At 43.9% G+C, this 15,423-nt stretch carries 13 protein-coding genes; 5 read left to right on the top strand and 8 right to left on the bottom strand.

Annotated elements, in window-relative coordinates; translation table 11 throughout:
• Positions 1–364: 364 nt before the first annotated feature.
• Positions 365–1,306, bottom strand: a complete 942-nt coding sequence (locus QZ918_RS19140; protein ID WP_293337679.1) for a hypothetical protein — start codon at positions 1,304–1,306, stop codon at positions 365–367.
• Positions 1,307–1,443: 137 nt separating this feature from the next.
• On the opposite strand from QZ918_RS19140, the gene QZ918_RS19135 reads away from it, so the two are divergent.
• Complete coding sequence (locus QZ918_RS19135) at positions 1,444–1,569, top strand: hypothetical protein (RefSeq protein ID WP_293337677.1); 126 nt, start codon at positions 1,444–1,446, stop codon at positions 1,567–1,569.
• 169 nt (positions 1,570–1,738) lie between these two features.
• Here the strand turns inward: QZ918_RS19135 and QZ918_RS19130 are convergent, their stop codons facing one another.
• The 5 genes from QZ918_RS19130 to QZ918_RS19110 all read right to left on the bottom strand — a co-directional run bounded on the left by QZ918_RS19130 (position 1,739) and on the right by QZ918_RS19110 (position 7,463).
• On the bottom strand, positions 1,739–2,617 hold the full coding sequence (locus tag QZ918_RS19130; RefSeq protein WP_293337675.1) for a hypothetical protein: 879 nt from the start codon (positions 2,615–2,617) through the stop codon (positions 1,739–1,741).
• A gap of 272 nt (positions 2,618–2,889) precedes the next feature.
• A complete protein-coding gene (locus QZ918_RS19125) occupies positions 2,890–4,035 on the bottom strand; it encodes a citrate synthase (protein ID WP_293337673.1) in 1,146 nt (381 codons plus the stop codon).
• A gap of 224 nt (positions 4,036–4,259) precedes the next feature.
• Complete coding sequence (gene sixA / locus QZ918_RS19120) at positions 4,260–4,754, bottom strand: phosphohistidine phosphatase SixA (protein WP_293337671.1); 495 nt, start codon at positions 4,752–4,754, stop codon at positions 4,260–4,262.
• A 595-nt stretch (positions 4,755–5,349) separates the two neighbouring features.
• Entirely contained in the window at positions 5,350–6,606 is a 1,257-nt protein-coding gene (locus tag QZ918_RS19115; protein ID WP_293148537.1) for a DHH family phosphoesterase, read from the bottom strand.
• 359 nt (positions 6,607–6,965) lie between these two features.
• Positions 6,966–7,463 carry an HNH endonuclease gene (locus QZ918_RS19110; protein ID WP_293148535.1) on the bottom strand — a complete coding sequence of 166 codons (498 nt, stop codon included), beginning with the start codon at positions 7,461–7,463 and terminating at the stop codon, positions 6,966–6,968.
• Between QZ918_RS19110 and QZ918_RS19105 the strand changes: the two genes are divergently transcribed.
• Together QZ918_RS19105 and QZ918_RS19100 are read left to right on the top strand one after the other, a co-directional pair.
• Positions 7,463–7,789, top strand: a complete 327-nt coding sequence (locus tag QZ918_RS19105; RefSeq protein ID WP_293337669.1) for a hypothetical protein — start codon at positions 7,463–7,465, stop codon at positions 7,787–7,789. The genes QZ918_RS19110 and QZ918_RS19105 overlap by 1 nt on opposite strands.
• 39 nt (positions 7,790–7,828) lie before the next feature.
• The gene (locus QZ918_RS19100; RefSeq protein WP_293337667.1) at positions 7,829–8,293 is read left to right on the top strand and encodes a COP23 domain-containing protein; all 465 of its coding nucleotides are present in this window, start codon (positions 7,829–7,831) and stop codon (positions 8,291–8,293) included.
• Between the two features lie 317 nt (positions 8,294–8,610).
• On the opposite strand, the gene QZ918_RS19095 is transcribed toward QZ918_RS19100, so the two are convergent.
• On the bottom strand, positions 8,611–11,352 hold the full coding sequence (locus QZ918_RS19095) for a WD40 repeat domain-containing protein (RefSeq protein WP_293337665.1): 2,742 nt from the start codon (positions 11,350–11,352) through the stop codon (positions 8,611–8,613).
• 137 nt (positions 11,353–11,489) lie between these two features.
• Between QZ918_RS19095 and QZ918_RS19090 the strand changes: the two genes are divergently transcribed.
• Together QZ918_RS19090 and QZ918_RS19085 are read left to right on the top strand one after the other, a co-directional pair.
• A complete protein-coding gene (locus QZ918_RS19090) occupies positions 11,490–12,236 on the top strand; it encodes a 5-formyltetrahydrofolate cyclo-ligase (RefSeq protein ID WP_293337663.1) in 747 nt (248 codons plus the stop codon).
• 50 nt (positions 12,237–12,286) lie between these two features.
• Positions 12,287–12,805 carry an O-acetyl-ADP-ribose deacetylase gene (locus tag QZ918_RS19085; RefSeq protein WP_293337660.1) on the top strand — a complete coding sequence of 173 codons (519 nt, stop codon included), beginning with the start codon at positions 12,287–12,289 and terminating at the stop codon, positions 12,803–12,805.
• Between the two features lie 481 nt (positions 12,806–13,286).
• Here the strand turns inward: QZ918_RS19085 and QZ918_RS19080 are convergent, their stop codons facing one another.
• The gene (locus tag QZ918_RS19080; protein WP_293337658.1) at positions 13,287–15,179 is read right to left on the bottom strand and encodes an AAA-like domain-containing protein; all 1,893 of its coding nucleotides are present in this window, start codon (positions 15,177–15,179) and stop codon (positions 13,287–13,289) included.
• Positions 15,180–15,423 lie beyond the last annotated feature (244 nt).

Genomic DNA, 15,423 nt, shown 5'->3' with positions numbered 1-15,423 from the left:
CCAAAGTTCCATTCTCAACTTAATGCTCTAATTACAAGAAGCAGAAGTGCAACTACTAGCAAGCCACCATAAAATATGAAATAGCGATCGCCTCAACATTCATCTTCTCAAGTTTGTAAGGGGCGATCGCTATTTCATACAACCATAAATATTCTCAAATGATTTGATGTATTTTAGAAGGCTATCGCCCATCATCTCTCGAAACTTATCAACTAAGTCAGCCATTTTTATCTGCCTAACTTGCGCTGAAATAATCGCTTTTAAAGGACTTCACGGTTCTGCATAACGGCAAAATACATCGGCAGCAGATAACCTCGGCATCCCTACAATCGGTTTTCGTCCGTCCGATGGCGTGAAGTAAGTTTTAGGCTGCTGGCTTATCGAACTCAATCTTGCTTTTTTGAGCGAAATCCTGAATTATGTCAAAATCCTCTTTCAATAGAGAGTGCATATTTCTACTATCCTGTATCTCTTCCTGAAGATTAAGCAATAGTTTATATACTTCACCAAAATTTTTTTGAGCTTGAGTATCAAAGCGTTTAAATATGCACTTTGTCATCAATCCCAGACATATTACGATATTGATCCTAGCAATAAGAAATTTGGATCTATCTATGTACGTCTCCTTTAAACGCCAATTAAAAGTATCACATTCATCAATATTGCTAGGTAATTCGTAATAAGCGAAATTTCTTAAATCTTCAAGGATAACTTTGAGCTTGCGAAAATATCTTACAATAAACTCTAAATTATCAGACTTGAACAGCTTTACATCATACAATTTCCCTTGATACAAATCATCATTTTTTATAGTAATCTCTCGATCCTTAATTATTGCTGTATCTTTTAATAAACCTCTTCTCTCTTCAATACTTCGATCACGTACAACAATATTCTTTTGTAAGCTAATAATAGTGTCACCATGAGTAGTCCATCTGTTTCTTATGCTCTCACACGTCATCCGGATGTTATAAAGATCAGTTATTTGACTACTTACCACTAAATCAAATACTTTTGAGATGTCTTCGATTAAATTTTTGTACTTAAAGCTGTTGATTATCAAGTTGCCCAAAACTATTCCTAATCCAGTAGTAAGTCCTGCAACCACTGTTGCAAACACCGTATTCTGCTGAAAAACCTGGTGGTTCATCAGAAAATCTGGTAAATTCATCAGAAAATCTAGTAAACACGTTGCATACTTTCCCAATGTTCTAGAACTGAAATCAATGGACATAATAATAATAAGCAAGTAGAAAAACAATAGCGCAGTGGCTTCAAACGAAATTATAACCTCTTTATCAGCCAAAAGCACAGATATCTATGCTAACTCACAAGCTTTTTAGAAGTAATGTCTTTACCAGAGGATGAAGCCGCCTAACGGCTGAATTGAGTGGCAGATTTACTTTTGCTCTCAACCAAAATATTACAACTTTGTCCGCTCCAATGATTTGTTATGCCCCGATCGCTTCTCAATTCTTAACTTTAGCGATCGCCTCAACAATCATCTTCTCAAGTTTGCTGGTGGCGATCGCTATTCCATCCAACAACAAATATTCTCAAATAATTTGATGTGTTTTGGAGGGCGATCGCCAATAATCTATCCGAACTGAAAAATGGAATCAACTATTTTTGATCGCTTAATCTCGAATTGAAACAGTTAATCTAAACTGACTTCGCGGTTCGGCATAACGCCACGCTTCAAATTCTCCTGCAAGCGATTGTTAGGCATTTCTTAAGCTTAATAGGATATAACAATAGGGTTGAGACCTTTTGACTCAAACATTTTATTTAAAATCTTTATTAATTCTCGTCTCTGTATGTTGTACTTGCCTGCACAATCTTCTCTTAACTGCGGCTCTTGAATGAATTTCCTTTTATCTCGCAAGTACATTTGGTATATTTTTTCGACTTTCTTTTCTATCTTGTCTATAACTTCTTTATATTCTGGATCGCCAATCATCTCGATTGGAACACAATTGGCTATCATTGACTTGCTCCAACGGTCGAATAAAAAACCAGTTTTAAGCATTTGTTTAGTTGATGCAAGTGCCTGCTCAAAATCATCATAGTTACGTTCATGCAAAAAATCATCTTTGAATGCTGGTCTATCGAACGCCAAGCGCAAAATATTTAGATGATTTTTAGTCTCACTTATACCAAACTGATTCTGAAACTCTTTATAACAAGAATACATTACTGAAAACGATCGATTAATATCACGATTAATGTCATCCCAAAACCATATCTGAATCTTGAAATTATAAGTGTTATTTTGGTTGATTATATTAATAACGTTTTGTAACTTAGCGTCAGTGTTCTGAGTTGTAGCTATTATGAGCAAGCTTAACGCAGGCAAAAACGAATTTGCCTTTTTGGCTTCAGTGGTAATTATGCCTTCTGTAATTTTCTCTTTTTGTTTTGTCTGTTTACACTGTATACCTATATGTTTACCATAATGGTCTACAGCGTATACATCAATACCATGTTGGGCTTGTCCTTGTCCACCATAACTTTGCACTGAATCTGGAGAATATTTAGTTTTAGCGATCTCTTCGATCAACGTTTCAAAATCTTGCCAATTCAATGGTGGTGGCATGTAAATCTGAACTTGATTCATAGCGATTAGCTGACATTTGTATATGACTTACGCATTGTGCAATTTTTTGCCATGTGCATCGACGAAATTACGTCATTTGAAGTCAAGCCCTAGGGTGTGTCGCCATCGACAATCCTTCATCAACAGCGACAATCTCATGGCGACGCACCTGTTTTTTTCCAGAGATGAGGAAACAAACCCAAAATTTTGGTAAGGTGCGTCGCTACTCGAAAAGTCAATTTTTATTGACAGATTTTTGCAAGGCCACGCACCCTACGGCTACAGCTTTGAGGTTAAGATGGCAGTCTTTCCTCGATCGCAATATAAGGCTCGCCGTGAGTCCCCGTATAGATTTGAGTCGGGCGGTAAATGCGGTTTGTCTCTAGCTGTTCCTTCCAGTGGGCAAGCCAACCGGCAACTCGGGCGATCGCAAAAACTGGTGTAAACAAGTCCGTCGGAATTCCCATTTTCCGGTAAACCAGACCAGAATAGAAATCTACATTAGCATAAATTCCTTTGTGAGCCAATTTCTCTTCAACGACTTCTTCCAACTTGACAGCAATGTCGTAATAATCATCGCGACCAAAATTGTCAAACAACTTTTCGGCTAACCCTTGGAGAATAGTTGCTCTCGGATCTTTCACCTTATAAACTCGGTGTCCGAAACCCATGATTTTGTCCTTATTTTCAACGCACTTCTCGACAAAAGGCCGCACGTTTTCTACAGAACCAATTTGCTCCAACATCTCAATCACTTCTTCATTCGCTCCCCCATGCAGCGGCCCCGCCAAAGTGCCAACTGCTGAAGCAATCACCCCGTAAGGATCTGTTAGCGTCGAAGCTGTTACCATTGCCGAAAATGTAGAGGCATTGATAGTATGTTCCGCATGGAGAGTCAGACAAGCATCAAAAATATTAGCCAACAGCGGATCGGGTTCTCGCTCGTTGAGCATATACAGAAAGTTAGCTGAGTAGTTTAAGTCATCTCTCGGCAACAGCGGGTCATTACCCCGCCGCATTTGCTGGAACGCTGCTACCATTGTGGGAATCTTAGCTAGCAGCCGCACTACAGCTTCTCGAATGTATGCTGGGTTAGCCAGAGCTCGGCGCGAGTAAAATAAACCTAAAGCCGCTGCTGAAGCTTGCAGGGCATCCATTGGATGTCCTCTTTCGGGAAAGCATTTCATCATGTCGCGGATGCGATATTTGATCCGGCGGTGATAGCGAATTTCATGCTCGAAAGCTTCTAGTTCTTCCTTTGTTGGAAGTACACCCCAGATTAATAAATATGACGTTTCCACAAAGGAACTTTTGAGTGCTAGTTCCTCGATGCTAATCCCGCGATATTCCAGCACCCCATTTTGTCCATCTACGTAACTAATACTGGACAAGGTGGCGGGAACACCTTCTAAGCCTGGTTTGAATTCGCCGACGACCATTGCGATACCGTGTTGTGTGAGTTGAATCTAATCAAATTACATTAGCAGAAAGCAAGATCGTGTCACCGTCTCGACCAAGAATAATTCGATCGCGACTCAGGCACTCCGCCGCTCAGAAACGGGATTTTTCAACCCAGTTATCAATCGCACCGCTAGATATTTTCGCCCCTCCCACCCGCTTTCTGCGCCCGAAAATCTGGGTTTAAGAGGGCGATTCGCCGTTTCTAGGAGAGCAAAAACTTGGGCCCAGTCAGCCAGAACATTTGGCTGCGGCCGACTGGGGAGCCAGTTTCGGGGAGAATTAAGCCGATGATACCTGCTTTTTTGACAATCAGCGCGTCGTGCGATCGACCCCAAAGTAAAGTTTCAGCCCAATTGCCCAAATCTGGTTGGTGGCCCACTAGGGCCAAGCTGCGGTTCCCTGTTTCCTGCCACTGCTTGTACCACCTCAGCCAGTCCCCGATGTCTCCTGAAGGTGCGAGGGGGATGGATTCTTCTATTTTGGAACTCAGACCCGCTGACAGCAGGATTTGGGCGGTTTGTGTGGCGCGCAGTAGGGGACTGGTAAGAATCAGATCGAACTGAATTTCGATCTCGTACAGCCGCTGGGCGATTTTTCGGGTTTTACGATCGCCCTCTTTAGTTAGGGGCCGTTCCTCGTCTGTATCATATTCTTCGGGTTCCGCTGCGATGCCGTGACGGACTAGGTAGAGATGCACTGTCGCTGTCCTTTTTGATAGTTTTGCGATCGCACTTTTTTTGAGATTTGGTGCGATCGCATTTTCGCCCTATTCATTGTACAACTGCCTTACAATCCTGCGCTGTCGTCAGGTTTACTTCAAAAGTACGTTAAAGGTACGTTGTTGCGCTTTAGCGCTCTATTAGTCTAAAATAGAGCGCTAAAGCGCAACAACTTACTTTTTTTGTATAAAAAATATGAATAAACCGAATTCTTTAGCGATAATCCGACAAAAACTTTCGAGGGATATCTTATATAACTATTTGTTCATTTAGTGAATATCGATTAGCAATTAGCAATCACCCATGATTAGACATACTTCTTCTTTTTGAGAAGGGCTATAAACTTTTTCAAAAAGATGAAGTATGAGTATTATTGAACTTTTTGCTGCGTCGGCGAGCTGAGTGTACCATCACCACAAGGAGGCTCAAGCCCAACAACGTACCTTCTCAAAAAGATGAAGTATAACTGTTATTGGAGTTTTTGGTGCGTCGGCGAGCTGAGTGTAGCATCACCACCAGAGGGCTGAAGCCCAACAACGTACCTTAGTCTTGGAGAGAAAGGCTATACAAACTTTAACGATCGTAAACTGGATTATCGGTAGGACTAATTAAACTCATTAATTTTTGCTTAATTTGAGAATCGAATACTTCCCATTTGTGCCTTGCATAATCGCTATTCTCATTTCCACCCGAAAGAAATCCTACCGGAATTTCAAAACCGCCCGCTTGACTTCTTCCACCGCCAAAAAAGCGTCCTTGAGCATCTTGACCGAAGGCTTCTTTAATAAATTCATCGGGGTCAAGAGTCAGTTTGTTCGTTCGCAGCGATCCGATTACTACTTCGATTTCTTCGTCTTTGTCGTGCACAATTGCATAGACAACGGCTGTATGTACGTTCTCTTCTGTTACCAAAAAGTCCGCTGCTTGGGGAATGGAATCTCGATCGTCATAGCGGAGGTAGCCGATGCCCGCGATCGAGAAATTGTTCTTGACAATGCGGTGTTTGAGCGATCGCTCGATCGCATCCATCACCCATTTAGAACGAGACGACTGTAACACCGCATTCAGCAACTGCGGGTCATAAAATCGGCTCAAATAAGCCGCAGCTAAAAAGTCCTCCTCCTGTGCTTGTCTGAGGGCATTGGTATCCGATCGCAAACCGTGCATCAAAGCCGTAGCACACTTGACGTGCTGGCTGACACTACCGTCAAAAGCCACCATTCCAGCCTGCAAATACTCGGTAAAAATCGTGGCTGTAGCGCGGATATCCGGACGCAAATCCGTAAATTCTGCGTTCATTTCCCCCTGCAAACTGTGGTGGTCGATTACTGCTGCGATCGGCACTCCTGCCCCTAAAATAAACTCAGTTAAGTTACAAGTCGTGCCTTGGTTGTCGATAAAAACGCAGCCCTGATACGCCGACAAATCCTTCGTTTTTGTCGTTTCCAGCGTCCACCGCTGCAACGGTAAGCCTGTCAATTTAACTAAGGCAATATTTTCTTGGTGGCTGAGGGCGCCGGCGTAGATAATCTCGCATTGAATATCGTACTGTTCGGCGATTAATTTGTAAGCCCAAGCGCTCGAAAGTGCGTCGGGGTCGGGAAAATCTTGCAATAATATTAACTGGCGATCGCCTCTGTGCCGATCGAACATTTGGCGCAATTGCTCGATTTTGCGATCGAGTAATTCCCCGCGCAGACTGGCGCGATCGTCTTCCGAAGCAACTTCGGCTTTGCTGCGCCGTTTCCCAGGTACACTCGCGGATGGTACAACCTCAGCTTCGTGGTTGTCAGATACTTCATCTGAATTGGTAGGCTGGTGGTCTTTCATTGTTAAAAATACACAATTTAATTCTTTCAGGATTTGCGCGCCAAAACCAATTAAACCCGGTTTCTTTGTAGGTGCCGCGCTGTCAAACCCAATATTTCTTAACAGAAACCGGAGTTAAGAGATAAAATCGTTTCCGGTTGCATTGGTATTGTTTAAACTCTCAACAGTTAACAGTCAACAGTTAACAGTCAACAGTCAACAGTCAACATCACCTGACGGTGCAACCGGAATTGATATAAATTCTCTCTTTAATTACTTAACTTTTCAACTCAAAACTATTGGCCCGACGCACTCATGGCGCCACGCCTGCAACTCAAAACTTCCGCAAAAAACCCCCGCGCTTTCTTGCGACAGGGGTTTCAAAGGCCGATTACATATTTTTGCCATTCTTGGTGCATACCACTCTTAACGTGCCTAGTTACTTCAAAATAAAGACCGCTGTGAGGTTTCCTGGGCGGATACCGCAGCAGCATTCCTGCTTCTTTCGGGGTGCGACTGCCTTTATTGACATTGCAGCGCACGCAGGCGGTAGCGAGGTTTTCCCAACTTTCGCCTCCCCCGCGCGATCGGGGAATGACGTGATCCAGGGTCAAATCGTCCCCGGTGTAGCCACAGTATTGACAAGAGTGGGCGTCACGGTGCAAGATGTTCCGGCGGGTAAGCGGAATATCCTTATAGGGAACTCGGACGTAATGCCGCAGTCGAATCACAGTTGGTAGCGGGAAGTTTGGCGCAATAAATTTCCCGTTATGTTCTACCTGTTCTGCTTTTCCTTTCAGCAACAAAACTACCGCTCTTCGCCAATTGGTGATGTTGAGCGGTTCGTAGGAGGCATTCAGCACCAGAACATTGCCCATTGTTGATTATTAAAGAGAAGATTTTTATTGATGCTAACACAGGTTCCCATTTAGGGGGGCGGACTGAGGAAGGACGGGGCGATCGCCAAAAACTGCTAAGAACCTTACCTTTACCTTATACCTTCGCGATCGATCCCCTGCGAGTGCGCGTATTTTTTGCCACAGCCTTTGTCAGCGAGGGATTTTCCGTGGGTTTTGGTCTGGATAATGGTAGTATGGGCGATCGTCTCGCCCGGGCAACGCTTACGGCAAAACTTGACAGAATAATTTTTATTTTTTTCCCTAAATGCCTAATCTTCCCGGCAAGCAGCAGTCTAACTTTTTAGAGTATTAGTAACCATAAATGAAAAAGCTTATTACCGCCCATGAAATTTCGGCTTTTAAAGTCAGCTTTTAGTGTGTCAATTATTGCCATTGCAGCTCCGATTTTAGCAAACAGTCAGGCTTTTGCCCAAACTCCGTCATTTTTCTGTGGCGCTGCTGGTGGCCGCCCGGCCACAATTGCTGTCCAACAAGGCAAAAATATTCCCGTTATTCTGTGGGTAGCTGATAACTATTTCAATGAATCAGGAGAAGACGCCATTACTCGCTGCACCCGAGTCTCGGGAATTCTCAACAACTCGCAAGGCCAAGGAAGCTGGGACAATATTGTCACAGCAGGTGCATCTGCCAGCGGTCAACTAATTATTTGTGCAGCTAATCCTCAAGACGGTTCCTGTAGATTATTATATCAAGTCCCAAAAGGGCAAAATCCCGAACAAGCCAGACAAGAACTTTTAAGAAGAGTGAAAAATCCTAATGTAAGTGTTTCCCCTGTCAAGGTAAATTAAACAGTTGACAGTTGACAGTTGACAGTTGACAGTATTTGTAGGGTGCGTCGCCATGGATTATCCCCCAAAAAAAAGCGACAATCTCATAGCGACGCACCGAACACACCCTACAAACCGGGAGTATTTGTTTGGTGCGTCGCGATCGATTTTGACAGTTAACCTGGGACAGTATTTATAGGGTGCGGATATAGCATTTATCAGAAAAATGAGGTATTACTGTAAATGGAGTTTTTGAGGCTATCTCGCTTACTATATAATAATATAAGAGGGCTAAAGCCCAACAACGTACCTTATCTTTTTTGAGAAAGGCTATATTGCTACTTGCAGATAGTCGAAACCCTTCTCAAATATTCCGGTTTACTGCCCAGAAAATCGCAGCTTTGCTTCAGCAATTCTTCCAACCCTTCAACCTGTCTCAACCAGACAGTACCATTGCTGCCAGCTACAGCAATTTGCTTGCCATCTCCACTCCAACCGACACTAACAACATTCTCCTCAAAGGTAAATTGAGCAACCGGGCGCCCCGCTAAATTCCACAGCCGCACAGTCTTATCAATTCCCACAGTAGCCAGCCTTTCTCCGTCGGGACTAAAACTAATTAATTTGGCATCTAAATGCAAGGTTTCAAATTCACTAACTAATTTTTTTGCTGACAGATTCCACAGCCCGACTTTGCCGTTTAATGTTACTGTAGCAAAGCGATACTGCTGTGGATTACGACTGAAACTGATACCAATTGCCTGCACCGGCAGAGTTTTTTCCAGTTTTCCCGACAAATCCCAAACTCGCACTGTAGATTTGCCGTCTAAAGTCGTCAAAAAATCGCCGCTGGGGCTAAAATTAACGCTTCTAACTAAACCATTGTGACCGGGAAGCTTTATGCTAGATGAGATTACTTTTGGGAGTTTTGACAAGTTCCAAATTGCCGAACTGCTATCGATTCCTGCTGCTGCAAATAACTTTTCTGTCTGACTAAAACTAATACTGTTAACAGAGCCTTCAATTCCTTTCAACTGAGAAATCTTTTTCCCTGACAAATTCCAGAACTTAACTGTGCTATCGCTTCCGGCAGTCGCTAAAAATTTACCATCTGGGCTAAAGCTTACCATATTCACTGACTGCTGTAAAGCTTTCCATTCAGCAAGCTTCTGCCCGTAAAAGTTCCAAATTCTTACTCTATCGTCTATTCCTGCGGTTGCCAAAATTTTACCATCGGGGCTAAAACAAATGCTGGTAACAGCACCTATATGAGCTCGCCAATTCATCTTTCTTGGTGGAAGCGACGGTGTTTTTATCTGCTGTTTCGTGCTAATTTTGTCGAGAATAACTTGTAAGGCTAACAGCGGTCTAGTTGCCGGATATTGTTCGAGATGTTGTTTATTTTCAACAAATGTTCTTAATTTTTTTCCAGAGGCGATCGCCCTCAGCAAAGCTTCCGATAAAGCTTCGCTGCTCTCGTTTTTTTGAGATACCGCCAATAGTAAAGCATCGCTGCCATTTTGTTCGATTTCAATACTGGCTTGTGCTAGTTTAAACCGCTGGTAAGCGAGAGTTGAAAAGCCGATCGCCCCAATCAACGATCCGGCGAGTACCGCCGAACCGATGCCGATCCACTGTTGGGCTTTTTGCTTGGCTGCACCAGCTTCACTCAAAGCTGTTTCGGCATCGCGCGTCGCTGTTTGGGTTTCTAGTTTAGCTGCCAGCAGCAGTTGATTTTGGTCGCTCAAAATCAGTTTTTGGCTGGCTGTCAAAAATTGAAAGTCTTCGTTTCTCAAACTTTTGTCTGCCGCCCAAACCAATGCTGATTGCAAATCTTCGCCGCGCAACAGTTGGGAGTCATCTTGAGAGTTAGAGTTCAGCCAGACTTTGATAGCTTCGGAGTAAGGCAAGAGTTTTTCTAAGTTTTTGGCGATTAAGTCTTGGTTAAAGACAGCTTGATAAATAGGATTAGAAATAGTTAATTTTTCTCGGCGTTTGACGATTAATCCGCTTAATCGCAATTCCATTTGTTCCGCACTACCATCGGGGACGATTTCAACTTGCTCTAAAATTTGCTGGTACAATCCGAGTCTTCTGACAATCCGCTGGTTTTCTCGAAACAGTCGATCGCGAATTGTAGACAAATGTTCGGGCACATCCTGAGATTCCCAATTCTCCACAATCTTCAACCGCACCACTTCCTCAACCCACTCTCGCGGATTATTGACTCGCTCTTGCTCCCCCCCTTGACAAGGGGGGGCTGGGGGGGGTAAATCCGGGGTTAAATGTACATTTTCAAATAAAAGTTTGCACAGCTTTTGAGTCAAAAACGGTTGCCCGCCCGTCCAATACAAAACCTCTCTCAAAACTTCAGCAGAACTGTCTGTAAGCTCCGCTAACCCCGCTGCTAGCGGTTGAGCTTCTGTTTCGTCAAAACCAGTTAATTCGATCGCCCTACCGATATTAAAAGGCGTGTTGCTGCCCAGATTCTTGTCGCGGCACAAATCCGTCGGCGATGCTACACCTAGGAGAGCCCACGTTAGGCGATCGAACTCCGAGTTATTGGCACGCTTGTTATAGCACGATCGAATTAGGGCTAAAAAATCATCGGCGGGAAAATCCAGGGCGAGAATGCTGTCGATTTCGTCGATAAAGATGACAATATTGGTGGAAATATTGAGTAACAACACGGTTTCGATGAATTCGCTCAATCTTTGCACCGGAGTTAAAAAATTGCGATCGCGCCACCAAGTCCGCACGTTGACAATATCCGACAGATTAAAGTTATTTTCGAGAATGCGGAGAAGCCCAGCATACCACTGTTCGGGAGTTACGCCGCGGTTGCCAATTTCCGAAATGTCGATCGCAGCACAAGCAATTCCCTCATTTCTCAGTCGCTGAATTGTCCGCACCTGCAAGCTAGATTTACCCATTTGGCGGGAATTCAAAACATAGCAAAATTCCCCCGCCTTCAATCCGTTATAAAAGTCGTCATCTGCTTGACGCTTGACGTAATTCGGAGCATTATTTGTCAGACTGCCACCGACTTGATAATAACTGGGTTTTGTGGTAAAATTCATAGAATAAAATGGTAAATTTTAAAAATTACATTTTAGTCATTCGGCGGTTGAAACCGCGTCTACACGAACGAAGTCCGCCTTCGCGGACTGAAGAATTTAAGTAAAATTTTGGATAATATATTGTACCATAATATAGCATGAAAACAGATTGGATTGGATATCACCGCGACAAAGACAAGTTAAGAACGGAAATTTGGTCTTTACTGAAAGATCAAACCGCATCTGTTGGCGATTCTTTTGGTCATATTCCCAATTTTGTCGGTGCCGAGTTGGCGGCTGAAAAATTGGCGAGTTTACCGATTTGGCAACAGGCGAAAACGATTAAATGCAATCCCGATGCGGCGCAAATTCCAGTGCGGATGCGGGCTTTGCAAGATGGAAAACGCTTGTATATGGCTGTACCGCGCTTGACAGACGATCGCTGTTTTGTCGAATTAACAGCCGAGGATTTGCAGAGACAAAGTGTATCTATTGCCGAAAGCGCGATCGCCCGTAAAGCCCTCAGTTGCGGAAAATTGGTCAGTTTTGCAGACATGGAGGCGATCGACTTAGCAATAGTCGGCTGTGTAGCCGTGACGCGCAACGGGGGAAGAACCGGCAAAGGTGCAGGATTTGCCGATTTGGAGTTGGCGATGCTGACAGAATTCGGATTAGTAGAAATCGATACGCCGATTGTGACTACAGTGCATCCTTTGCAAATTGTAGAAGATTCGCGTTTGCCGATGCAGCCTCACGATTGGGCGCTGAATTGGATTGTGACTGCTGACGAGGTAATTGAGACTAATACAACTTATCCGCGTCCAACTGGGTTAAACTGGGATAGTTTGCGATCGGAACAGTTGGAACAAATTCCGATTTTGCGAAAATTGAGAGAAGAAAACTAGATAACGAGTTTCTTTGCTAAACTTGTCTACAGTTTACTATGCCAATAAATATGAAAGTTATTTTGGGCGACATCACAAAACTCGAAGTAGATGCGATCGTGAATGCTGCAAATAGCAGCTTGCTTGGTGGTGGTGGAGTAGATGGAGCAATACACAGAGCAGCAGGATCGCAACTTTATGACGAATGCCGATTGCTGGGAGGATGCAAGACTGGAGATGCTAAACTAACTAAGGGATATAAATTGCCTGCACGCTTCGTCATTCACGCAGTAGGGCCAGTATGGCGAAAGGGTAATGATGGAGAACCGGAACTCTTAGCCGAGTGTTACCGTAAGTGTATGCAAATTGCCACAGAGCGAGAGTTTGAGAGTTTGGCATTTCCTTGCATTAGCACCGGTATTTACAGCTTTCCTAAAGCTCTAGCAAGTGAGATTGCAGTGAAGGTATGCTCGGAATATATACAAAACAATGGTGCTGCTCCAAAAGTATTTTTTTGCTGTTTCGATCGAGAAAATTATGAAATATATGAGATGATGATATCTAAATACAGCCCTAAAAAAACTCTCTAAAACTTTGTCTGGCGCACCCTACAGTCAATTAGTAGGGTGCGTCAGAACCGGAATTTTTAATCATCGCCCTAAAACTTCGTCTGACGCACCCTACAAGTTGAGGATTCATCTCTCTCTCCTCTTCCTCTGCGCCCTCTGCGCCCTCTGCGGTTCAATTCTTCAAAAACAACCGTATAGGAATTGCTGCGACACTTTCCACGGGCGACATAATTAGTATGCAGGAGTTGATTTAGTGAGAATTGTACCTGATTTTAACACATATCTACTTTGCCGCCAAAATTCGCCACATAACGAAAACAGTAAAACCTAGATAGCCAAACACGGTTATCCAATCTAGCCAATTGTCGGAAGTTATCAAAAAAATATCGTTCATGGGATGTTTTAAGCTGATTATCTCTTAATCCGCGAAGGCAGATTTTGTTTGTGTAGTAGCGGTTTCAACCGCCGATTTCGAGCGGAGATTTTTCACCCAAAATTAATATTACCCGATCGCGCTTAAGTGCGATCGAAAATATTGCCGGTACAACTCGCACCTAGGCACGCACTCGTTTCCCTGCAACTTTACCAACCCCAAACTGTCCAACTTGAACGCCTGAATCGCCTTTAATTGCACCCCAGAATCCGCCACCGCAATCTCTCTCATTCCTTCGGCTAATTCTGGGTATTCTTCTAAATTCCACAACTGGCGGCGCAAATGATCGCTGTAAATGCCCGCATCGGCGATCCTCTTCGAGGGCTTCGCTAACGCACTTTCTTTTAATTCATCAAGTGTCAGATCGCCTCGCGAAATATGATATAGTGCAACTCGTACTAAATACGGATGACCGCCGACTATTGCCGTCAGTTGCTCAACTTCGGTTTCTGACCAATTCAAGTTGTGCCGCGCTGCTAAGTCTTGGATTTGCTGAGGGTTGAATTCGGGTAAATCTACGGGTAAGCCGACGTTGAAGGGCGATTGATTGATGTTCATAGGGATGTACACTTCGGTGGAGTGAACGACTATTAATCGCAGTTTTTTCCAGATGTCCCGCCGCTTCGATTCTTCGTGCCACGCCCGCAGCAGTCCCAAAAAGTCTTCGGCGATGTCGGGATATTGGAAAACGCGATCGATCTCGTCTAATCCTAAAATTAGAGGACTGTCGATTTGGGGTAAGATGTATTTCTCAAAGTAATCTTTGCAGTTGACTTTGCTGCCAAAAATATCGTCCCAATAATCGTCTAATTGATTGGCTAAGTGCAATTCGCGCCCGACGTAAGCGCAAAACCATTTTAAGAATTTATCTAAGTTGGCGAATACACTTTTATCTACTAACTGAAAAGTTAGCGGCACTGTGCAATAACCTTGACGCGATCCGTGATGCAAAATTCTTGCCATTAAGGATGTTTTGCCCATTTGCCTCGGTGCTTTGATTCTAATTAAGGCGCTGGGCTGTACAATAGTTTGATAGCAGCGTTCTTCAATTGGCTGACGTTCTACATAAAATTGAGAAGCGACATCGACTTGTCCTCCCGGTAATTCCGGTTCCGCGGCGGGTAGAGGTATTTCGTCGCTACTAATTTCTAATACCTGTTTTGCTCTAAAATCTTCCGGTTGTTCTTTGACTGGTGCGGGAGTTTCTGCTAGCAATTTCAACACTTCTTCGATCAGAATTGAAGTGTCGGCATCCGTTTGCCATTCCCTCTGTTCGATTCGGTACAGATAGCCCCGCAAATCGTGGTTTAGAGGTACGTTCAAGGGAAAACCGACGCGAATCGGTAAAATTATTGGTTTCTTGTCAGGGCGAGAGTCTTGAAGTTCTTTGGCTTGCTGAACTTGATAGGTTAGCAGTTCACTTTGACTGACTGTTGGCGGCAATAGCAATAGCAAATAATCGCATTCTTTGAGGAAGTAGTTTATGCGATCGAACCAATTATCTCCCAATCTAATATTATTTTCTGCGGTGAAGACTGTATGCCCGATCGCACTTAACGCCGTTTCTAGCTGTTTTCCCAACTCGCGATCGGGTTCGGCGCTGCGATAACTCACAAATACTTTAACACTTCTGTTGCTGCTGCTGGCGGTTTCCCCCGCTGCGGGCAAATTGTCCGACTCAGCGACATCTTCGGCATCGTCTAGTTTAGCCGATCGATGGTCGCCATTCGTCAGAGTCAGCTCAAACGCCGCGAACAACTGTCGCAGTTTGCTGAGATCCGCACCTTCTCTACCCTGCTTAATTTTGCTGACAGTATCCGCGCCAACGCCCGACTCGGCCTCGATTTCCGTCAGAGTACCTCTAATGTTATATCGGTCAGACCATTCTTGGAGCGCCTCATTAAGTTTCTTTAAGCCAGGGGCTGTGAGAATTCGACCGCGATCGCGTTTTGACTTGAGCACTTCTGTTGCACTGAAATGGGAAGGAATCTAGGAACTTTAACACCTTAAGTTCCTATTTTAAGCGATTTTAAGGGAGATAGTCAGCCCGCCGGAATTTAAGTAATTTTACTTGTAGAGGGTTTTTAGGCGATCGACTTTCTCAAACTCTGTCCTGATAACGGCTTCAACCTGTGAATATATTTGAAAAGCAAAAAAAATCTTAACTCCCCAATCTCCCCTGCGAGCAACCACTGATTTTTTTTAG

This window comes from Microcoleus sp. CAWBG58 (genome assembly GCF_020883045.1).
Lineage (GTDB): Bacteria > Cyanobacteriota > Cyanobacteriia > Cyanobacteriales > Microcoleaceae > Microcoleus.
This window is presented reverse-complemented; position numbering and strand designations above follow the sequence as displayed.

What these genes read in the sequence shown, in the direction of transcription:
- QZ918_RS19135 (WP_293337677.1), top strand. Translation starts at nt 1,444, where the DNA reads ATGATTTGTTATGCCCCGATCGCTTCTCAATTCTTAACTTTAGCGATC.
- QZ918_RS19100 (WP_293337667.1), top strand. Translation starts at nt 7,829, where the DNA reads ATGAAATTTCGGCTTTTAAAGTCAGCTTTTAGTGTGTCAATTATTGCC.
- QZ918_RS19090 (WP_293337663.1), top strand. Translation starts at nt 11,490, where the DNA reads ATGAAAACAGATTGGATTGGATATCACCGCGACAAAGACAAGTTAAGA.
- QZ918_RS19125 (WP_293337673.1), bottom strand. Translation starts at nt 4,035, where the DNA reads ATGGTCGTCGGCGAATTCAAACCAGGCTTAGAAGGTGTTCCCGCCACC.
- QZ918_RS19110 (WP_293148535.1), bottom strand. Translation starts at nt 7,463, where the DNA reads ATGGGCAATGTTCTGGTGCTGAATGCCTCCTACGAACCGCTCAACATC.
- QZ918_RS19130 (WP_293337675.1), bottom strand. Translation starts at nt 2,617, where the DNA reads ATGAATCAAGTTCAGATTTACATGCCACCACCATTGAATTGGCAAGAT.
- QZ918_RS19115 (WP_293148537.1), bottom strand. Translation starts at nt 6,606, where the DNA reads ATGAAAGACCACCAGCCTACCAATTCAGATGAAGTATCTGACAACCAC.
- QZ918_RS19085 (WP_293337660.1), top strand. Translation starts at nt 12,287, where the DNA reads ATGAAAGTTATTTTGGGCGACATCACAAAACTCGAAGTAGATGCGATC.
- QZ918_RS19095 (WP_293337665.1), bottom strand. Translation starts at nt 11,352, where the DNA reads ATGAATTTTACCACAAAACCCAGTTATTATCAAGTCGGTGGCAGTCTG.